19 protein-coding genes and 1 pseudogene are annotated in these 20,018 nt (G+C 70.5%); 10 read left to right on the forward strand and 10 right to left on the reverse strand.

Going from position 1 to position 20,018, the window contains the following annotated elements:
- The 3 genes from boxC to JAP66_RS05790 form a co-directional block, all read right to left on the reverse strand.
- Positions 1–1,698 (reverse strand): 2,3-epoxybenzoyl-CoA dihydrolase, encoded by a 1,698-nt coding sequence (gene boxC / locus JAP66_RS05780; protein WP_199430498.1) that lies wholly within the window; start codon positions 1,696–1,698, stop codon positions 1–3.
- Between the two features lie 126 nt (positions 1,699–1,824).
- Complete coding sequence (locus JAP66_RS05785; RefSeq protein WP_199430499.1) at positions 1,825–3,114, reverse strand: NAD(P)/FAD-dependent oxidoreductase; 1,290 nt, start codon at positions 3,112–3,114, stop codon at positions 1,825–1,827.
- Between the two features lie 25 nt (positions 3,115–3,139).
- Complete coding sequence (locus tag JAP66_RS05790; protein WP_199430500.1) at positions 3,140–3,373, reverse strand: DUF6480 family protein; 234 nt, start codon at positions 3,371–3,373, stop codon at positions 3,140–3,142.
- A 139-nt stretch (positions 3,374–3,512) separates the two neighbouring features.
- Between JAP66_RS05790 and JAP66_RS05795 the strand changes: the two genes are divergently transcribed.
- Positions 3,513–3,701: a hypothetical protein gene (locus JAP66_RS05795; protein ID WP_199430501.1), complete on the forward strand. Its 189-nt coding sequence runs from the start codon at positions 3,513–3,515 to the stop codon at positions 3,699–3,701.
- Between the two features lie 64 nt (positions 3,702–3,765).
- Here the strand turns inward: JAP66_RS05795 and JAP66_RS05800 are convergent, their stop codons facing one another.
- The 4 genes from JAP66_RS05800 to JAP66_RS05815 form a co-directional block, all read right to left on the reverse strand.
- Positions 3,766–4,986 carry a 3-hydroxyacyl-CoA dehydrogenase gene (locus tag JAP66_RS05800; RefSeq protein WP_199430502.1) on the reverse strand — a complete coding sequence of 407 codons (1,221 nt, stop codon included), beginning with the start codon at positions 4,984–4,986 and terminating at the stop codon, positions 3,766–3,768.
- Between the two features lie 249 nt (positions 4,987–5,235).
- Positions 5,236–5,448, reverse strand: coding sequence for a hypothetical protein (locus JAP66_RS05805; protein ID WP_199430503.1), 213 nt, complete (start codon positions 5,446–5,448; stop codon positions 5,236–5,238).
- Between the two features lie 54 nt (positions 5,449–5,502).
- A complete protein-coding gene (locus tag JAP66_RS05810; RefSeq protein WP_199430504.1) occupies positions 5,503–5,667 on the reverse strand; it encodes a hypothetical protein in 165 nt (54 codons plus the stop codon).
- Positions 5,668–5,848: 181 nt separating this feature from the next.
- Positions 5,849–6,892, reverse strand: a complete 1,044-nt coding sequence (locus JAP66_RS05815) for a LacI family DNA-binding transcriptional regulator (RefSeq protein ID WP_235998761.1) — start codon at positions 6,890–6,892, stop codon at positions 5,849–5,851.
- Positions 6,893–7,038: 146 nt separating this feature from the next.
- On the opposite strand from JAP66_RS05815, the gene JAP66_RS05820 reads away from it, so the two are divergent.
- The 4 genes from JAP66_RS05820 (at position 7,039) to JAP66_RS05835 (ending at position 11,626) form a co-directional block, all read left to right on the forward strand.
- Complete coding sequence (locus tag JAP66_RS05820; protein ID WP_199430505.1) at positions 7,039–8,040, forward strand: sugar ABC transporter substrate-binding protein; 1,002 nt, start codon at positions 7,039–7,041, stop codon at positions 8,038–8,040.
- A gap of 16 nt (positions 8,041–8,056) precedes the next feature.
- The gene (locus JAP66_RS05825; RefSeq protein WP_199430506.1) at positions 8,057–9,118 is read left to right on the forward strand and encodes an ABC transporter permease; all 1,062 of its coding nucleotides are present in this window, start codon (positions 8,057–8,059) and stop codon (positions 9,116–9,118) included.
- 4 nt (positions 9,119–9,122) lie between these two features.
- Complete coding sequence (locus tag JAP66_RS05830) at positions 9,123–9,959, forward strand: ATP-binding cassette domain-containing protein (protein ID WP_199430507.1); 837 nt, start codon at positions 9,123–9,125, stop codon at positions 9,957–9,959.
- A gap of 290 nt (positions 9,960–10,249) precedes the next feature.
- Positions 10,250–11,626 carry an FAD-binding protein gene (locus JAP66_RS05835; protein ID WP_199430508.1) on the forward strand — a complete coding sequence of 459 codons (1,377 nt, stop codon included), beginning with the start codon at positions 10,250–10,252 and terminating at the stop codon, positions 11,624–11,626.
- 34 nt (positions 11,627–11,660) lie between these two features.
- Here the strand turns inward: JAP66_RS05835 and JAP66_RS05840 are convergent, their stop codons facing one another.
- Complete coding sequence (locus tag JAP66_RS05840; RefSeq protein ID WP_199430509.1) at positions 11,661–12,146, reverse strand: hypothetical protein; 486 nt, start codon at positions 12,144–12,146, stop codon at positions 11,661–11,663.
- 145 nt (positions 12,147–12,291) lie between these two features.
- On the opposite strand from JAP66_RS05840, the pseudogene JAP66_RS05845 reads away from it, so the two are divergent.
- The 3 genes and pseudogenes from JAP66_RS05845 to JAP66_RS05855 all read left to right on the forward strand — a co-directional run.
- Positions 12,292–12,597 (forward strand): annotated as a pseudogene (locus JAP66_RS05845) (MerR family transcriptional regulator); the annotation flags it as partial.
- A gap of 145 nt (positions 12,598–12,742) precedes the next feature.
- On the forward strand, positions 12,743–14,128 hold the full coding sequence (locus JAP66_RS05850) for an FAD-binding oxidoreductase (RefSeq protein ID WP_199430510.1): 1,386 nt from the start codon (positions 12,743–12,745) through the stop codon (positions 14,126–14,128).
- A 7-nt stretch (positions 14,129–14,135) separates the two neighbouring features.
- Positions 14,136–15,395 (forward strand): class I SAM-dependent methyltransferase, encoded by a 1,260-nt coding sequence (locus tag JAP66_RS05855; protein WP_199430511.1) that lies wholly within the window; start codon positions 14,136–14,138, stop codon positions 15,393–15,395.
- Positions 15,396–15,437: 42 nt separating this feature from the next.
- Here the strand turns inward: JAP66_RS05855 and JAP66_RS05860 are convergent, their stop codons facing one another.
- Together JAP66_RS05860 and JAP66_RS05865 are read right to left on the reverse strand one after the other, a co-directional pair.
- Positions 15,438–16,022 (reverse strand): hypothetical protein, encoded by a 585-nt coding sequence (locus tag JAP66_RS05860; protein ID WP_199430512.1) that lies wholly within the window; start codon positions 16,020–16,022, stop codon positions 15,438–15,440.
- Between the two features lie 8 nt (positions 16,023–16,030).
- Positions 16,031–17,410: an HNH endonuclease signature motif containing protein gene (locus JAP66_RS05865; protein ID WP_199430513.1), complete on the reverse strand. Its 1,380-nt coding sequence runs from the start codon at positions 17,408–17,410 to the stop codon at positions 16,031–16,033.
- 128 nt (positions 17,411–17,538) lie between these two features.
- Between JAP66_RS05865 and JAP66_RS05870 the strand changes: the two genes are divergently transcribed.
- On the forward strand, positions 17,539–18,372 hold the full coding sequence (locus JAP66_RS05870; RefSeq protein WP_199430514.1) for an alpha/beta fold hydrolase: 834 nt from the start codon (positions 17,539–17,541) through the stop codon (positions 18,370–18,372).
- 126 nt (positions 18,373–18,498) lie between these two features.
- A complete protein-coding gene (locus JAP66_RS05875) occupies positions 18,499–19,683 on the forward strand; it encodes a YncE family protein (RefSeq protein ID WP_199430515.1) in 1,185 nt (394 codons plus the stop codon).
- The last annotated feature ends 335 nt before the right edge of the window (positions 19,684–20,018 follow it).

Consider the following 20,018-nt stretch of genomic DNA (forward strand, 5'->3'; position numbering starts at 1 on the left):
TCAGACTCGCTTCCTGTCGAACACGGCCTTGCGTCCGGTGCCGTAGCGGCGCAGCGCGCCGTCGGGTCCCGCGGCGTTGGGCCGGTTGAAGATCCAGTTCTGCCAGGCCGAGAGCCGCCCGAAGATCTTCGTCTCCATCGTCTCCGGGCCCGTGAAGCGGTGGCTGGCCTCCATCCCGGTGAGCGCATCCGGCGAGAGGGATCTGCGGCCCTCGACCACGAGCCGGATCTCGTCCTCCCAGTCGATGTCGTCCGGCGCGCCGGTGACCAGCCCCAGCTCGACCGCCTCCCCCGGGGTGAGTTCCCGGTCGCGTTCCCTGCGCAGCCACGCCAGGTGCTCGTCCTCGCGGTAGAAGCGGGACTCCAGCCGGGAAAGGCCATTGCCCATCGGGAAGGGCCCGAAGTTGGCGCCGGAGAGCACGATGGCGGCGCGCTCGTCGCTGTCCTCGTCCTCGATCGGTGGCCCGTCCAGCATGTACTGCCGGTCGGCCGCCAGCGCCAGTTCCAGCAGCACCCCGGCGAAGCAGCTCCCCGGCTCGATCAGTGCGATCAGGCTGCGGCTGGTCACGTCCAGCCGTTTCAGGGTGCGCTTGTAGTAGTGCACGATCTCGTTGCACAACCAGTCCCCGGCCGCGTTGTCCAGCATCACCCGCTCGTGCGCCAGCACCCGCGCCGGGTCGCCCTCGGTGCGCAGCACCCACGTGCCCAGCTCGGTCTCGTTGGTCCGCAGCCGCAGGATCGCGTCGTCCAGCTCGCGCGTCACGGCCAGCAGCCAGTTCGCGGCACCCTGCTCGTGGGCCCCCGCCGGCCCGTCCGGGGCATCCTCACGCGGCCCGCGCACGGTGAGCTCCACCGTCCCCGCCGCGCGGTCGTAGCGGGCGCTGACGTGCCGGTAGGCGACACCGTCCGCGCTCTCCACCCGCTCCAGCGGCACCAACTCGATGCCCTTGGCGTCGGCCGGGCGGCTGCTCCGCTCCGCCAGCTCCCGCGCCCGGCGGCGGACCGTCTCGGCGAACTCCCGGCGCGGCGCGAGCTCGTCCACCAGCCGCCATTCCACGGCGGTCCGGCCCTTCACGCCGTCGCTGCGGGTGGCGAACACGTCCGCGCGGTCCTTGCGCACCCTGCGCTTGTCCACCACCCGGGTGAGCCCGCCCGTGCCGGGCAGCACGCCGAGCAGCGGCACCTCCGGCAGCGCCACCGTCGAGGAGTTGTCGTCCACCAGCACGATGTGCTCACAGGCCAGCGCCAGCTCGTACCCGCCGCCCGCGCAGGCGCCGTTCACCGCAGCGAGATACGTCTGCCCCGAGTTCTCGGTGGCGTCCTCCATGCCGTTGCGGGTCTCGTTGGTGAACTTGCAGAAGTTCACCTTCCACTCGTGCGGGGAGCCCGCCAGCATCCGGATGTTCGCACCAGCGCAGAACACGTTCTCCTTCGCGCTGGTCAGCACGACCGACCGGACCGCGGGATACTCGAACCGCAACCGCTGCACCGCGTCGTAGAGCTCGATGTCCACGCCGAGGTCGTAGGAGTTCAGCTTCAGCTCGTAGCCGGGCACGAGGCCGCCCGCCTCGTCGACGTCCAGCTCCAGCCAGGCCACGGGGCCGTCGACCGTGAGCTTCCAGTGCCGGTAGCCGTCCGGATGGCGATCGAACGACACGACGGGCGAGTCGGTGGTCTCTCCGGCATCGATGGCGGTCATGCCGGATAGTTTCTACGTGATATTGCGGCATCGTCAAGGTTATGTAGAAGATCAACCCCTACCTGAGTACCGCGGCACGAAACCCCACCGACCGGGCGCGCCGGGCCGGGCTGACGGCACGCCGGATCAGCGGCCCGCGGCCTCCTCGAATGCGCCACGCGGCTCCTCCCGGGAGCCGAGGTCGACGACGTCGTGGCCGTAGGGCATGCCGACGAGCCAGTCGCCGAGCACCCGGATGGTCCGGTTCCACGTCGGGATCTGCGTCGCGTAGTAAGCGCGGCGGGCCGCCCACGCGAGCGTGCCGTCGAGCTGGCGGCCGAACGCCTCGCCGACCGCCTTGTTCTTGCCCAGCGTCACGAACTCGCCGCGGCTGCGGTAGCGGAACGGCCCCGCCTGCCTGCCGCGGATGTCGGCGACCAGGTTGTCCCCGAGCTGTTCGGCCTGGCGCACCGCGTGCTGCGCCGTTGGCGGGCTGACGCCCTGCTCCTGATCGGGCACCGCGGCGCAGTCGCCCGCGGCCCAGATGTTGCGGGTTCCCTCGACCCGCATGGTCGGGTCCACCACCAGCCTGCCGCGCTCGTCCACCGGCAGGCCCAGCTCACCGACCAGCGCCTGCGGCCGGGTGCCCGCCACCCAGACCAGGGTGTCGGCCTCGAACTTGCTGCCGTCGGACAGCTGCAGCAGACCACCTTCGGCCGATTCGAGCTGCGTCCCGAGCCGGATGTCGATGCCCCGGCCGGCCAGCTCCCTCATGGCGCGCTCGGCCAGCTCCTCGCCGACCGTCGTGAGAATACGGTCCATGGCCTCGACCAGCACCCAGCGCATCTCGGTGGCCTCGATCTCCGGGTAGCCCGCGAGCACGTCCACGGCCATGTCCTGCAGCTCGGCCAGCGCCTCGACGCCGGTATAACCGCCGCCGACGAACACGAACGTCAGGGCACGCCTGCGCAGTTCGGGATCGGCGGTGGCGGAGGCGATCTCCAGCCGCCGCAGCACGTGGTCCCGCAGATAGACCGCCTCGGCGAGCGAGTTGAAACCGATGCCGCAGTCGGCCAGCCCGGGCACGGGCATGAGCTTCGACATCGCCCCGAGGCCGAGCACCAGCTCGTCGTACTCCAGGTCGAGGGACGGCCCTGCGTAGGGCTCCACCGAGGCGACCGACCGCTGCGCGTCGACACCGGTGAGCCTGCCCGCCACGAACCGCGTGCCCTTGAGCACGGCGCGCAGCGGTACCACGGCATGCCGGGGTTCGAGCGTGCCGGAGGCCACCTCCGGCAGCAGCGGCCGGTAGACCATGAAGTTCTCCGGGTTGACCACCGTCACCTCGGCCTCGCCGCGCTGGAGCCGCCGCTGCAACCGCAGCGCGGTGTAGAGGCCGACGTAGCCACCGCCGGCGATCAAGATCCGCTTGGACACTCGAAAACCTCCTCAGGGCACGGTCCTACTCGCCGAGCAGGGCGACCGCGTAGGCGACGAAGAAGCCCGCGACGAGCACGACGACCACGGCGATGGCCAGCACCCAGCCGAGCGACATCTTCCTGGACTGCCGCGGCTCCTGATGGCTCAGGCCGGAGACCTGCCCCGACTCGGGCGGGGTGTCGCCGGGCGCGACGCCGCCGCCACGCTCAAGTCCGGGGGTCTCGCGCGGGTCGGGATCGGGGGGTCGCGCGGTCATGCTGCCTCCCGTACCGCGATCACTTGCTGCTGTCCCCCTCCGGGTACCCACAGCGAGCCGTACAAACCCGGCAGCGGCGCGCACGGGTTTCACGCACGGCGGCCACGGGTAGGCGGCTGATTCGGGAAAGGAGGCTCATATGCACCGCGAGAGCGACCGGCACAGTCCCCGTGAGGACGACGAGCTCAAGTCCGAACTGCAGGGCATGTTGAAGGGCAACCGCCCGAGCCGGGCCGAGGAGTGGCGCGACCCGGAGCCGCCTGCCGACGACGATCCCGCCGTCCCGCCCATCGACGAGTCCGAACGCTCCGAGCCCGAACAGCGCTGAGTCCGGAAAAGCCCCGGGCCGGGCCGGCGCGTACCGCGCGTTCCCCCGGCCCGGGCCACGCCTGTCACCGGCCGGGTTGCCGGTCGGCCCAGAACAGCGGACCGCCACGGTGCGCCGGAAAACCGTAGCCGTGGACGAGCACGAGATCGATGTCCGAGGCACGTTCGGCGATTCCGTCCTCCAGCACCCGCCTGGCCTCGCCGACGATCGCCCCGAGCGCGCGGCGCACGATCTCCTCGGCGGCGAACGGCCGTCGCTGGAAGCCCTTCTCCTCGGACACCTGGCGAATGAGCTCGTGCACGGTCTCGTCCACCTCGCCGCGCCGCGCGCCCTCCCGGTAACGGTAGTAGCCCGCGCCCGACTTGCGGCCGAACCTGCCGTGCTCGCACAACCGGTCGAGCACGCCGGGCACCCGCTCGCCCGGATCCCGCGTGGCGGCGACCCGCTTGCGGTTCGCCCACGCGATGTCCAGGCCGGAAAGGTCGCCCACCGCGAACGGGCCCATCGCGAAGCCGAACTCCTCCAGCGCCGCGTCGACCTCCCTGGGCAGTGCGCCCTCCTCCAGCATGAACTCGCACTCGGTGCGGTACACGTTGTAGATCCGGTTGCCGATAAAGCCGTCGCACACCCGGGCGACAACCGCCACCTTGCCGAGCGCGCCACCGAGCCGCAGCGCGGTGGCCAGCGTGTCGTCGGCGGTGCGCTCACCGCGCACCACCTCGAGCAGGCGCATGACGTGGGCAGGGCTGAAGAAGTGCAGGCCCACCACGTCGCCGGGCCTGCCGCTGGCGGCCGCGAGCTCGTCGAGATCGAGATAGGAGGTGTTGGAGGCGAGGACGGCACCCGGTTTCGCCAGTGCGCCGAGCCGGGACAGCAGCTCCCGTTTGACGGCCATGTCCTCGAACACAGCCTCCACCACGAGATCACATCCGGCCAGCGCGGCCTGGTCGGTGCCCGGTGTGAGTGCCGCCAGCCTGTGCTCGGCCTCGGCCCGGTCGGCCTTGCCCTTCGCCACGGCCTTGTCCTGGATCTCCCGGATCCGCCCGACGCCGCGTTCCAGCGCGTCCGCCGACTGCTCGACCAGCGTCACGGGGAAACCGGCCTGGAGGAACGCGGCGGCGATCCCGGCACCCATCGTGCCCGCACCGACCACACCCACCCGCTCCACCTGGCGCGGCTCGGCGTCCGGCGCCCGGCCCGCCACCCGCTCGGCGTCGGCGAGGTACCGGCGCGCGGCGACCTCGAAGGCTGCCGGCTCTTCCGGGCCGGGCGGCGCTGCGTTCATCGACTGTCCTCCTCCGGTGGCATGCGAAGGCCACCGGGGACCGTACCTCGCTCGCCGCCGCCGCAGGGCCGCAGTGTTCCGCCGTGTCTTTTCGCCGTTCTTTTTCGCCGGTCTTGTCCGCCCGCGTGGTCCGGCCTGGTTCAGGGGTGTTCAGGTTCCTCACGGATGATCGCCTGCCGGACGGCACAACGCGGAAACCAGCGGCGGCCGCACCGGCGGGCCGGCGCCGTACATCCGCGGCCCCTGGCGCTAGCCCGGCGCATCGATCACCACGGCGTCGAGCTCGTCGGCGCGGGCGAGCAGATCCGTGGTCAGCCGCTGCAGGTGCCCGCCCAGCTGGCGCAACCCGTCCGCGGGCAACTCGCCACCGTCCTGGCGATGCAGCAGCTCCACCACGATCTCGCCGAGGTAGGTGTTCAGCGCGGACAGGCGGGCGAGCAGCTCGCGGTCCTTGCGGATCATCGGATCGGTCCGGCCGTACTCATACGGCCAATGTAGCACGCTACACGGCAGAACCTACTCGCGACCGAGCACGATCGTCGGTTCCAGCTCCTCGTCGTCCTCGCGCGGCGCGGGCACCCGCGTGTTGCCCGCCGAGTCGCCGCCTCCGCCGTGTGGTCCGGGCTGGATGACCGGCGGCGGGGGATGCTGGGCCGAGTCGGTTCTTTCCGTGTCCGGCATCATTTCCGCACTCCTCTCCTCGGGTACGGCCCCGGGCCGCGGGCTGCCGGGCACGGGGCGCAGCTCCCATGATTCTCCGGATGTACCCGGGCGAAAAGCGGAAAACACTCGGTTGATCCCCACCGGACGTGGGAACTGTGGCCCTTCCCGCCGGGACCCGGCAGGCGCCCACCCTTCGCGCTCAGCCGCGCCGGGGCGGCGGCCCGGTGGTGCCCCGCGCGACGAACTTGGGGTCCAGCACCAGCTCCCGGACCTCCGAGCGAACCCCGTCCAGCCGCTCGGCCACCGCGCGGACGGCGAGTTCGGCCTGCCGGTCGGGGTCCTGGCGCACGGTCGTGAGGTCGATGTGCGAGAGGTGCGCGAGATGGCTGTCGTCATAGCCCACCACCGAGATGTCTCCGGGGACGCGCAGGCCGGCCCGCCACACCGCGTCGAGGAAACCGATGGCGCAGCGGTCGTTGCCGGCGAGTATCGCGGTCGCCATGTTCACCCGGTCGGCGAGCAGCGCCATCGCCGCCTGCGCGCCCGACTCCTCCGTGTGGTCGCCGGGCAGCACCTGGATGTGCCCGGCCAGGCCGTGTTTGCGCATGGCGGCCCGGTAGGCGCGGCGGCGCTCAACTGAGCCTGCACCCTTGCCGCCGTCGATGTGCGTGATCGCGGAGTGGCCGAGCTCGACGAGGTGATCGATGGCCTGCCGCACGCCCTTGGCCTCGGCGGTGTGCACCGAGTCGACCTCGACCCCGGGAAAGCGGCGGCCGACGGCCACGACCGGGATCCGCTCGGCGAGCTCGGCGAGGTGCCTGGCCTCCATGTTCGGGCCGAGCATGATCAGCCCCTCGCAGCGGTGGCTCAGCAGCGCCTCCACCGCCTTGCGCTCGTCCCGCGTCGGCGCCGTGGCCGAGAGCAGGATGTCGTAGCCGTGCTGCTCCGCGACCGGGTAGATGCCCTCGACGATGTCGGCGTGGAAGGGGTTGCGGACGGTGAGCATGACGCCGAGCACCTTGCTGCGGCTGCGTGCGAGCATCTGCGCGGCGCTGTCCGGGCGGTAGCCGAGCTCGTCGGCCGCCTGGAAGACCCGTTCCCTTGTCTCCTTGCTCGCCCCCGGCTCGTTACGGAAGACCAGGGACACGAGCGCGCGCGACACCCCGACCTTCGCGGCGACGTCCGCCATCGTCGGCCTGCTCTGCCGTGCGCGGTTACCGCGGGTCTCCGACTCCTCGCTCATCCGTCGATCGTGCACTCCCCCTCCGCAACCGTTCACTAGAAGGTATTGACATCAGCGTGTGACGCGCAGCATAGTACCCGACTGCTAGAGCGCGCTAGTAGAGCGCACTAGCCCTGGTCAGCCAACGCACAAAGAGGTGCAACCGCATGAAGAAGAGGAATCGTGTGTCGTCGCTCGCCGCCCTCGCGGCCGCGGCACTGCTGGCGATCGCCGGTTGCAGTGGCAGCGGCGGCAAGGAGGCGCAGGAGGGCAGCGGCGGCATCGGCGCGGGCACCGCCGACACGCCGCGCCTGCGGGTCGCCATGATCACCCATGCCGCGCCGGGCGACACCTTCTGGGACCTGGTCCGCAAGGGCGCCGAGGCCGCGGCGGCGAAGGACAACGTCGAGCTGCTCTACTCGGCCGACCCGGAGGCGGGCCAGCAGGCCAACCTGGTGCAGAACGCGATCGACCAGAAGGTGGACGGGATCGCGCTCACCCTGGCCAAGCCGGACGCGATGACCGGAGTCGTGCGGAAGGCCGAGGCGGCCGGAATCCCCGTGGTCGGCTTCAACTCGGGACTGGACGACTGGAAGGGCATGGGCCTGCTGCAGTACTTCGGGCAGGACGAGGCGATCGCGGGCAAGCAGTTCGCGGAGCGGCTGAACGAACTCGGCGCCAAGCGGGCGATCTGCGTGAACATGGAACAGGGCCACGTCGCGCTCGAAGCCCGCTGCGGCGGCCTGCGGGACAACTTCGACGGCAAGAGCGAGACGCTCTACGTCAACGGACAGGACATGCCGGCGGTCCAGTCCACGATCCAGGCCAAGCTGCAACAGGATCCGGACATCGAGTACGTCGTGACGCTCGGCGCGCCGTTCGCGCTGGCCGCGGTGCAGTCGGTCGCCGACGCGGGCAGCTCGGCGAAGGTGGCGACGTTCGACACGAACAAGGACCTCGTCAAGGCGATCAAGGACGGCGACGTGCAGTTCGCGGTCGACCAGCAGCCGTACCTGCAGGGCTATCTCGCGGTCGACTCGATCTGGCTCTACCGGCACAACGGCAACTTCAGCGGCGGCGGTGAGCAGCCGGTGCTGACCGGGCCTGCGTTCATCACCAAGGACAACATCGACAGCATCGCCGAGTTCGCCGAGAACGGCACCCGCTAGGCGCGGGGAGGCAACCATGACTCAGGCAGTTCAGCCCGCACCCGCCCCGGCGCCACCGGAGCCCGGGCACGCGCAGGCCGGCAGGCGGTCGGTGGGCAAGCGGTTCTTCGGCCGGCCGGAGGTCGGCTCGCTGATGGGCGCGGTCGCGGTGTTCGTGATGTTCTTCGTGATCGCGGAGCCGTTCCGGCACGCGGCGTCGCTGTCCACCGTGCTGTACGCGTCGTCGACCATCGGGATCGTCACGGTCGGGGTGGCGCTGCTGATGATCGGCGGGGAGTTCGATCTCTCCGCGGGCGTGGCGGTGACGACCTCGGCGCTGACGGCGGCGATGTTCGCCTTCGAGTTCACCACCAACGTGTGGGTCGGCATCGTCGTGGCGCTCGCGCTTTCGCTCGGCATCGGGATGTTCAACGGCTACGTGCTGATACGCACCCGGCTGCCCAGCTTCCTGGTGATGCTGTCGACGTTCCTGATGTTGCAAGGGCTGAACCTGGCGGTCACGAAGCTGGTCAGCGGCGGGGTGGCGACGGACTCGATCGCCGACATGGACGGTTTCGACTCCGCTCGCGCCGTGTTCGCCTCGGCGTTGACGATCGGCGCGGTCTCGGTGAAGGTCACCGTCTTCTGGTGGCTGGCTTTCGTGGCGATCGCCACCTGGGTGCTGCTGCGCACGAAGGTCGGCAACTGGATCTTCGCCGTCGGCGGGCAGGCCGACTCGGCCCGCGCGGTCGGGGTACCGGTCAAGCGCACCAAGATCGGCCTGTTCATGACGGTCGGCTTCACCGCGTGGTTCGCCGGGATGCACAAGCTGTTCGCGTTCAACACGGTCCAGTCCGGCGAGGGGGTGGGCCAGGAGCTGATCTTCATCGCCGCGGCGGTGATCGGCGGCTGCCTGCTCACCGGCGGGTACGGCTCGGCGGTCGGCGCGGCGATCGGCGCGTTCATCTTCGGCATGACCGGCCAGGGCATCGTCTACGCCGGCTGGAATCCGGACTGGTTCATGTTCTTCATCGGCGCGACGCTGCTGGCGGCGACGCTGCTCAACTTGTGGGTGCGCAACCGCGCCGCCCGGAGGTGACACCATGACCAACGCCGACGACCGCGTGCCGGTGGTCGAACTCGAGGGCATCGGCAAGCACTACGGCAACATCCGTGCTCTGCACGACGTCAGTCTCGCGGTGCACGAGGCACGCGTGACGTGCATCCTCGGCGACAACGGCGCCGGGAAGTCCACCCTGATCAAGATCGTCTCCGGCCTGCACGGCTACGACGACGGCACGTACCGCGTCGACGGGGAGCCGGTGCGCTTCGCCTCCCCGCGCGACGCGCTGGACCGGGGCATCGCGACGGTGTACCAGGACCTCGCGGTGGTGCCGCTGATGCCGGTGTGGCGCAACTTCTTCCTCGGCTCGGAGCGCACCACAGGGCACTGGCCGCTACGGCGGCTGGACGTGCGGGGCATGCGCGCCACGGCCGACGCCGAATTGCGGAAGATGGGCATTCACCTGCCCGACATCGACCAGCCGATCGGCACCCTCTCCGGCGGGCAGCGTCAGTGCGTGGCCATCGCGCGTGCCATCTACTTCGGTGCCCGGGTGCTCATCCTGGACGAGCCGACCGCCGCGCTCGGGGTCAAGCAGTCCGGGGTGGTGCTCAAGTACGTCGCCGCCGCCAGGGAGGCCGGGCTCGGCGTCATCTTCATCACCCACAACCCGCACCACGCGTTCCTGGTCGGCGACCATTTTGCCGTCCTCAAGCACGGCGAGGTGGAGCTGGACGCCGCCCGCGACGCGCTCACCCTGGACGAGCTCACCCTGCACATGGCCGGGGGTGCCGAACTGGAGACCCTCAAACACGAGCTCGAGCGCGTCGACAGTCCCGGCCTCGGAGCGCTACCCCAGCCCAGCGGCACCGCCTGAGCCGGACCACGTGCCGCCGAGAGCGCCACCGCGCCCTCGGCGGCACGCAGGGCACTGTCGACCGAGATCTCATCGCGTATCGCCGGTGCCGCGACCATGTCTCCGCGACAAACACGTCGCCGCCGCGTTCGATCGCGGCCGGCCGGTCCACCACCGATCACCGCGATGTGCCCGCTCATCACCGTCCCTTCCGTGCGGCATCGCGGGAAGGACGAGACGCCCATGCCGGACGAGGCAGGGGCCGTGATCCCCGGCACCCGGCCCTGGACAGCGTCGCTAGAGTCGCCAGGGTGTCCCCACCGTTCGCGCTCGCCGACCTGCCCGCCCTGACCGGGAACGTCTTCGACGACGACGCGAGCCTGGCCAGAGCCGCGCAGGACTGGGGTCATGTCGTGCAGGCCCGGCCGAGGGCTGTGGTGCGGCCGGGGTCGGCCGCCGACGTCGCCGCCGTCGTCACGTTCGCCGCAGGCCGCGGGATCCCGGTCGCCGCGCGCGGCGCCGGGCACTCGCCGTTCGGACAGGGGCAGGCCGAGGGCGGGATCGTGCTCGACATGACGAGCCTGTCGACCGTGCACGCGGGCACGGGCGACCAGGTGCTCGTCGACGCGGGAGCACGGTGGCGGCAGGTACTGGCCGCGACCCTGCCGCGGGGGCTGACGCCACCCGTGCTCACGGACTACCTGGACCTCACGGTGGGCGGCACCCTTGCCGTCGGCGGGCTCGGGGGCATGAGCCACCGGCACGGCGCGCAGACCGACACCGTCGCCGAGCTGGAGGTCGTCACCGGTTCCGGCGAGCTGCGGCGGTGCTCGGCGGAGCAGGACCGCGACCTGTTCGACGCGGTGCGAGCCGGGCTCGGCCAGTGCGGCGTCCTCGTGCGCGCCGCGATCCGCCTGCGGCCGGCCCGGCAGCGCGCCCGCCGGTGGCGGCTGTACTACGACTCGGCCACAGCCTTCGTCGCCGACCAGCGCCTCGTCGTCGGCGACGGCCGGTTCGACTACGTGGAGGGCCAGGCGCTGCTGGACGACGACGCCGAGTCCTGGCGGTACCTGCTCGAAGCGACCACCTACTACTCGCTGCCGGACGAGCCCGACGAGGACGAGCTGCTCGGCGATCTCTCCTTCGACCGGGACACGACCGAACGCGAGGACACGACCTACCTGGAGTTCCTCGACCGGATGGCCGAGGGCGAGGCGATCCTGCGGGCGGAGGGAAGCTGGTACCGCCCGCATCCGTGGCTGAACATGTTCGTCCCGGACGACGCCGTCGAGGAGTTCGTGAAGGAGACCCTGGCCGGCACCACCGGCGCCGACCTGGGCGACACGGGACTGGTGATGCTGTATCCGGTGCGCACCGACCGGCTCGGCACGCCGCTGCTGCGAACGCCGCCGGGCGAACTCGCGTGGCTGTTCGCGCTGCTGCGCACGGGAGAGCCGCACGACGTGGCGGGGACCGCACGCATGGTGCGGCTCAACGCGGAGCTGTTCGAACGCGCGAGCGGCCTCGGCGGCACCGTCTATCCGGTGAACATGCTGCCGATGTCACCGAAGGACTGGGCCGAGCACTTCGGCGACGAGTGGCCCACCCTGCAGGCCGCGAAACGCCGGTACGACCCCGAGGGCGTGCTCACGCCGGGGCAGGGTGTCTTCGGCAGCGACGCGCCGTAGCCGGTGCTCGCTGGCCTGTTCACGAGGGCCCCGTTCACGAAGGGCCGGGACCCAGCGCGGCCCACTCCTCCCAGCGCGCCGCAAAGTCGTCCGCCGGGTCCATCCCGGGATCGGCGCCGGGGCCGGCCGGGACCGTACGCGGCGTACGCGCAGTAGGCACGGTGGGCACGGGGCCGCCGTCCCGGTCCATCCCCTCGACGAGCCCGCGCACGTCCTCGACCGCGGGATCGACCAGTGCGGCGCCGGTGGTGAGACAGCCGTGCAGCGCACGCAGGTCCGCCACCACGTCCCCGACGATCGCGGGGTCGGGGACCGTGCTCGGCGCGTACAGGCCGATCCGGTCGACCGTCGCGGCGAGGGAACGGGTGAGGCGCAGCGTGCCGCTGATCGCCTCCCGGAGGGCGCGCAGGTCACCGTCGTGAGCATCGAGCGCCCGCTGCACGCGGGCGATGCCGCGCTCGGCTTCCTCGATGGCTTCGGCGACAGGGTGGGACCGCTGATCGGACCGGCGATCGCGCACGGCGTGATTCACCTTCTTTTCGCTCGACATGAGACGTGTGATCAACCTGTAATTCTTATAGCGTCCACTTCAAATTGTGTCAACCAGTCGCTAGAGATAGCCTTGACATGCAATGGCCATTTCGGTTGACGGAGATCGAGCCGCCATGAACCTGCGCTACCTGGACGACGAGCACTACCCCGCGTACACGACAGGGCAGGCAGCCGAGTTGCTCGGCGTGGAACAGCCGTTCCTGCGCAGCCTCGACCATGCGGGAGTCGTTTCGCCGGAGCGCTCCAGCGGTGGGCATCGCCGCTACTCCCGTCACCAGCTCGGCATGGCCAGCCGGCTGCGCAGCCTGTTCGACGACGGGCACACCCTGGCCTCCGCGCACCGCATCCTCGAACTCGAGAACGAACTCGACGAAGCGCGCCAGGAAATCGCGCGACTGCGGGCCGAACTGGCCGAGCTCGATGGCGGGCACGAGCGCAGTCGTTCGCCGCGGGCCGGTGCAGCCGGCAACGGTGGCGCACACGAGCACAGCAACGGCGGCACGCCGGCGAGTGAAGCAGATCACCACGGTGGCCCCGGCCGCCCGGGACGGTGATCATAGGGTCATGGCGCTGAACAGCCGGGATGCCGGCAACCGTTCCCCAGGAGCCTCCGGACACGACGCACGGGTCGCACAGCTCCGGAGCCAGCTCGCGGCACTGCCCGCGGGCGCGCCGGTACGGCTGGCGAAACGCACGTCCAACCTCTTCCGACCACGCGCCGACTCCCGCACCGCGGGGCTCGACGTATCCGGCTTCCGGCACGTCCTCGACGTCGACCCGGTGGCCCGCACGGCCGACGTCGAGGGCATGGTCACCTACGAGGAGCTTGTGGACGCGACCCTGCCACACGGACTGATGCCGCTGGTGGTGCCGCAGCTGAAGACCATCACCCTGGGCGGCGCGGTAACGGGCCTCGGCATCGAGTCCTCGTCGTTCCGCAACGGGATGCCGCACGAGTCGGTGCTCGAGATGGAGCTGCTCACCGGTGCCGGCGACATCGTCGTCGCCCGCCCGGACGGCGAACACAGCGACCTCTTCTACGGTTTCCCCAACTCCTACGGCACCCTCGGCTACGCGTTGCGCCTGCGCATCGAGCTCGAACCGGTGCGCCCGTACGTGCGGCTGCGCCATGTACGGCACAGCGACCCCGATGAGTACTTCGCCGCGCTGGACCGCGCGTGCCGCGACGGCGAGGCCGACTTCGTCGACGGCACCGTGTTCGGTCCCCACGAGATGTACCTGACGCTCGGCACATTCACCGACGACGCACCGCGCACCAGCGACTACACCTGGCTCAACATCTACTACCGCTCCATCCGGGAGCGCACCACCGACCACCTCACCACGCGCGACTACCTCTGGCGCTGGGACACCGACTGGTTCTGGTGCTCCCGCGCACTCGGCGCGCAGAACCGCCTGGTGCGGCTGCTGCTCGGCCGCCGGCTGCTGCGCTCGGACGTGTACTGGAAGGTGGTCTCCTTCGAGCGGCGCCACCGCCTGCTCGCCCGGCTCGAACGCAGGCTGGGCAAGCCGGAGACGGAGGCTGTCGTGCAGGACATCGAGGTGCCCGTGGACCGGGCGGCCGAGTTCCTCGACGTCCTCCACCGCGAGGTCCCGATCAGTCCGGTCTGGATCTGCCCGGTCCGGCAGCGCCGGGCCGACCAGCACTGGCCGCTGTACGAGCTGGACCCCGAAACGCTCTATGTCAACTTCGGATTCTGGGGCACGGTGCCACTCGCCGACGGCGAAGCACCGGGCACCCACAACCGGCTGATCGAGCGCACCGTGACGGAACTCGGTGGACGCAAGTCGCTCTACTCGGAAAGCTTCTACGACGAGAAGACGTTCTGGCGCCTCTACAACGGCGAGGCCTACCACGCGCTGAAGCGGCGCTACGACCCCGGCCAGAGGCTACTGGACCTGTACGGCAAATGTGTCGAGGCGAGGTGAGGGCACGATGACGGATGGCGGGCTCGCGGGGACTTTCGAGCGTCTGCTTGGCGCGGAGGCACCGCTGCGGATCACGGCATACGACGGCAGTACCGCGGGCAGTGCCGACGCGGAGGCCGAGATCGAACTGCGTTCGCCGCTGGCGCTGAGTTACGCGCTCTCCTCGCCGGGCGAGCTCGGAATGGCGCGCGCCTACGTGGCCGGCGAGCTGCGCGTCCACGGCGACCTCTACACCATGCTGCGCGCCCTGACCGAGCGGATGGGCGAGCTGAGCGTGCGGGACCGGATCGCGGTGCTGCGCACACTGGGCCCTCGCTACCTGCGGCGCGTTGAACCGCCGCCGGAGGAGGCGCCCGGCCGGCTGCGGCGGGGGCTGCAGGGCCTGCGGCATTCGAAGACCCGCGACAGCGAGGCCATCTCGCGGCACTACGACGTCTCCAACCGCTTCTACGAGCTCGTGCTCGGCCCGTCGATGGCGTACACGTGCGCGTGCTATCCATCCGACGACGCGTCGCTGGATCAGGCGCAGTGGCACAAGTTCGACCTGGTCTGCCGAAAACTGGGGCTGCGGCCGGGGATGCGGCTGCTCGACGTCGGCTGCGGGTGGGGCGGAATGGTCGCGCACGCCGCGGAGCACTACGGCGTGCACGCACTCGGCGTCACCCTCTCGCGCGAGCAGGCACAGTGGGCGCAGAAGGACATCGTCGCCAAGGGCCTCGCCGACCGCGCCGAGGTGCGCCACCTCGACTACCGCGACGTGACGGAGGGCGGCTTCGACGCCGTGTCGTCGATCGGGCTCACCGAGCATGTGGGTGCCCGCAGGCTGCCCGCGTACTTCCGCTCCCTGGCGTCGAAGCTGCGGGACGGCGGCCGCCTGCTCAACCACAGCATCACCCGCCCGAATGACAAGGAACCCAACCGGGTCGGGCAGTTCATCGACCGGTACGTCTTCCCGGACGGCGAGCTGGAAGGCGTCGGCACGATCGTGTCCGCCATGCACGACAATGGGTTCGAGGTTCGCCACGAGGAGAACCTGCGCGAGCACTACGCCCGCACGCTGGCGGCGTGGTGCGCCAACCTCGACGCGAACTGGACCGAGGCGACGCGCGAGGCCGGGGAGCGCCGGGCGCGTGTGTGGGCGCTCTACATGGCCGCGTCACGGCTGTCGTTCGAGCAGCGCCGGATCGAGTTGCACCAGGTGCTCGGCGTCAAGGTGGGCGCCTCCGGCGATGCCGCGATGCCGCTGCGCCCGGACTGGGGCGTCTGAGCCCACGGACGTTGACCACACGGACGGTGAGCCCACCGACGCTCACCCATCGCGTACGGCTTGGAGGTAGGCGGCGCCGCGGGGCGAGAGCCGGTATCCGACCTCGAGACTCTGGGTGAGGCCGATGTTCTTGAGCTTGCGGATGTCGAGCTTGAGTGCCTGCTTCTCCCGGCCGAGCAGGTCCGCAAGGTCGCCCGCCCTTCGGCCGGGATGCGCGGCGATGAGTTCGAGAACGGCCCGGGTCCAGGCACCGTGGCTGCTGCGGGCATCCAGCTGGGCCAGCCGGCGACCGATCTGCTCGGCCTGCTCCGGTGAGAGATCGTCGTCGGCCCCGAGTGCGATCCTGGGATCGGGACCGGCCCAGCGAACTCGGATGCGGTAGGTCGGGTGGTCGTCCGAGCCTCGCAGCGCCGCCCGGACATCGGCGGCGGACCGCTGTCCCGCCGCGGCCGCATCCGCCTCGCGGATCGCCATCGGGTCGATCGGTTCCACCGACTCCACGGCGATGACGCCGGCCACCGTGCGCACCGTGTCCCCTGGGCGCACGTTCGGTTTGGCCCACCGGCGGAACACCTGGGTGACCGTGCCTTCGGCGACGCCACGGGCCACGTCCTGCGACAGGATCACAGCTCACGCTACCAAGAGTCCGGCAGGTCGACGGATTGTTCGTCGGCGCCGTCCGGCTCGTCGGACGGGGACGGTTCAGCGGGTTCGGTGGTTCGCGTGGTCAGGGGTGGCCCGCGGCGGCTGACGTGCCGGCGCCCGGCGGGTGTGGTGACGATCATCGTGCCGGTGGCGGGGTCGTAGTCGAAGGACCAGCCTGGAGCGTCCTTGAGGTAGTGGTGGTGCTCGCAGCGTGGCGTGAGGTTGTGGGCCGCGGTGACCCCGTTCTGGTCCCAGTCCCTCAGATGGTCGAGGTCACAGCATTGCGCCGGCCGGGGGCAGCCGATCATCGAGCATTCCCGGTCGCGGACGACGACGTAGTCGCGTAGCGCGGCCGGCGGCCGGTACCGGGATCTGCCCACGTCGAGCACCGCACCACTGGCGGAATCGGTGAGCACCTTGCGCCACACGCTGTCCGCGTGGGCCATGATCTCGCGAGCGACCGGTCCCGGAATCGGCCCGTAGCCGGCCAGTTCGCAGCCCTCGTCGCTGATGCCGAGCGCGGTGTCGACGGGTACGTGCAGGACCTGTGCCGCACCGGACCCGCCGCCGGGACCGGGCTCGTGACCGAGTAGCAGGTCGGCGAAAACGTCCGCCCGGAGCTGGTCGAGAGTGCGCGTCTCGCGGCCACGTTTGCGGGCCTTGGCCAACTGGTCGACCCTGCCGTAGCAGCCGGCGGCCACCTCGGCGGGCAGATCGGCGCAGAGGGTGGACACGCTCTCCTCACCGGGGAGCAGTTCGACCTTGCGTTGCGCCCGGGCACGACGTGCGCGGGCTCGAGCACCGTGCGGATCGACCTTCGTCACGAGGCGGCGGGCGGCATCTCGGAGATTCCGTGGGTCGTTCATCGTCACCCGGCCGGTGAGGACCTTGTGCACGAGGACGGCGTCCAGTTCGCGTGCGGCGGCGTCCGGCAAGGGACCGGCCACGTCGACGATCCCGCCGGCCGTCGCGCGCTCCACCTCGCCGGACTCCATCATCGACAGCAGCTGTGGCATCCGCGCGACCAGCGCCTTCGCGCGTTGCAGGCGCTTGTCCGCGGCGTGTCTGCTCACCCGCAGCTCAGGGGCGACCTCGTCGGCGAGTGAACGGTCACCGCCCCGCAGGACGTCCAGCCGTACCAGCGCGTGCGCCTCAGCGGCGTCCGCGATCGCACGTACTCGCCGGGCCGAGACCAGCGTTTCGATCGCCCGCAGATCGTCGAACGAGGCCACCTCCGGTCCGCTCAGCGTGAGCAGGTCCTGCGGCAACCAGTGTTCGTCCCCTGGCAGCGCGGGCAGCATCCACTGCTCCGAGTACGGAAGGTCGGCCTCGATACCCGGCTCCAGAAGGTCCACCGCATCTTCATCCACCTCGCCAACGTATCGAACAGGTGTTCGATTACCAATGACACGATCAGGTTGTGTGCCGTGGCAGCGGGGCGGCCCGCAGGGGGGCGCCGTCGTTCACGTCGCCCGCCGTGCCGTTTAGTCTCCGACCGATGATCGAGCACCTCAGCATTCCGACCCCGGCCGGCACTTTCGACGCCATGGCGGCGGGCCCCGGCGACGGCCGGCCGGTGCTGCTCCTGCACGGCTTTCCCGAGGCCGCGCTGGAGTGGGCACACCAGCTCGCGGCGCTCGGCGCGGAGGGCTACCGGGCGGTGGCCCCGGACCAGCGTGGCTACTCTCCCGGTGTCCGCCCGGAGCGTCCGGCCGACTACGGCATGGACGAGCTGGTCGGCGACGTGCTCGGCATCGCCGACGAGCTCGGCTGGGACCGGTTTGACCTGGTCGGCCACGACTGGGGCGCCGCGGTCGGCTGGCACACGGCATCGCGGCATCCCGGCCGGCTGCGGACGCTGACGGCCGTCTCGGTACCGCATCCGGCGGCACTGGCCCGGGCGATCCGCACCGACGAGGACCAGCACCTGCGCTCGGCGTACATGAAGGAATGGCGGCAGACCCCGGCCACCGAGGAGCGGATGCTCGCCGACGACGCGGCGGCGCTGCGGCGCATGTTCGAGTGGAAGGTGCCGCGGGGCAACGTCGACGAGTACGTGCGGCGGCTGTCCGAACCGGGCGCGCTGACGGCGGCGCTGAACTGGTATCGCGCCGGCCGCCCCGACGAGCAGATCGGCGTCGTCGAGGTGCCGACGCTCTACGTGTGGAGCACGGAGGACGTGGCGGTCGGCTCCACCGCTGCGTTCGACACGGAGAACTGGGTGAGCGGGCCGTACGAGTTCCGGATGCTGGAGGACGTCACGCACTGGGTTCCCGAGGAGGTACCGGAGGCGATGGCCGCACTGCTGCTGGACTTCCTCCCCCGGCGCTGACAACGCGCTTCCCGCGGTGGCGCTGGCACACGGGCTGCCGAAATCGATCCAGGCTTGCGCTGGACTCCCGGACGCGCCACACTACGCGAATCGCATTCATATCTACTACGGGGTAGGTACGGCAAAATGGCGAAGCTACCGGCCCGGCTACTCGCACTTGCCGCCGCAATTCTGCTGCTGAGCGTGCCGACGGTGCCCGGGCACGCCGAGCCGGCGGAGCGCGACGTCATGTTCGTCGGCAACAACTGGGACGGCACCGTCGACCTGATCGACGCGCGGACTTTCGAGAAGCACCGGCGCATCAACGTCGTACCGGATCTCGACCGGCGCAAGGCCGCGATGACCCCCGACCAGTACATCGCCATGCTCCTGATCAGGCAGACCGCGGGTGAAGGACACGACCAGCTCGTCGACGACATCATGGTGTCGCCCGACGGCCGCACGATGTACGTGTCCAGGCCGAGCCTCGGCGATGTGTCCGCGTTCGACGTCGGCACGGGCGAGCAGCTGTGGTTCACCCGCGTCGACGGCTACCGTTCCGACCACATGGCCCTGTCCCCGGACGGTGGCACCCTGCTCGTCTCCGCCACCACCGCCAATGTCGTCGACGCCGTCGACACCGCCACGGGCAGGATCACCGGCAGCTTCCCCACCGGCGACTTCCCGCACGAGAACCAGTTCTCCCCCGACGGCGGCACGATTTACAACGCCACGATCGGCAATGTGGTCGCGCCGGACGCCCCGCTGCTCGACGCGGCCAAGGGCAGGCGCGAGCTGACCATCGTCGACGCCCGGACACTGGAGGTCGAACGGGTCATCGACTTCGGAGTCGGCATCCGGCCCTTCGTGGTCATGCCCGACCAGCGGACGATGTACGCGCAACTGTCCTTCCACAACGGATTCATCGAGTACGACCTCGCGGAGGAGCGCACCACGCGCACCGTGCACCTGCCGCTGTCCGAGGAGGCTAAGCAGATGAAACGGGAGGACTACCCACTGGACTCCGCGCACCACGGCCTCACGCTGAACGGCACGGGCGACAAGATCTGTGACGCCGGCACGATCTCCGACTACGCGGCGATCCTCTCCGTGCCCGCGCTCACCGTCGACGCGATCGTGCCGACCGGCGGGAAGCCGTACTGGGCCGCCACGAGCCCCGACGGCAGGCACTGCTTCCTGTCCAACAGCGACAGCGACGACATCTCCGTGGTGTCCTTCGACGATCCCCGCGAGGTCGCCCGCATCCCGGTCGGGGACCACCCGCAGCGGGTCCGTGGCTACTCGGTACCGGCCGACGTGCTGACACCGTAGGAGCCGGGAGCACGCAACGCACCCCGCCTTGTCCTGAATGGACTTGGGCTGGGGCGGCAGTGGCTGTCCGCGCTTACGTCGTGCCTGACACATGCGTCCCCCCGGGCGGCGGTACGGCGCCGGATCCCGCGAGCACATGGAACTCCGTTTTCACCGCCGTACTCCGGCCTTCGCGATCCGCCACCGCGCGCGACGAGCGGGTGCCCGGCTACCGCGCGTCGCACTGCTCCGATCGAAGCAAACACGGTGTGACATCGGCGACCGTGATGCTACGTTGAGTGTCCTTTCAACTACCGCCGGACCATCGACAACCCGAACTCGCCTGCCGTCGAAGG

Source organism: Qaidamihabitans albus (assembly GCF_016464705.1).
GTDB lineage: Bacteria > Actinomycetota > Actinomycetes > Mycobacteriales > Pseudonocardiaceae > Qaidamihabitans > Qaidamihabitans albus.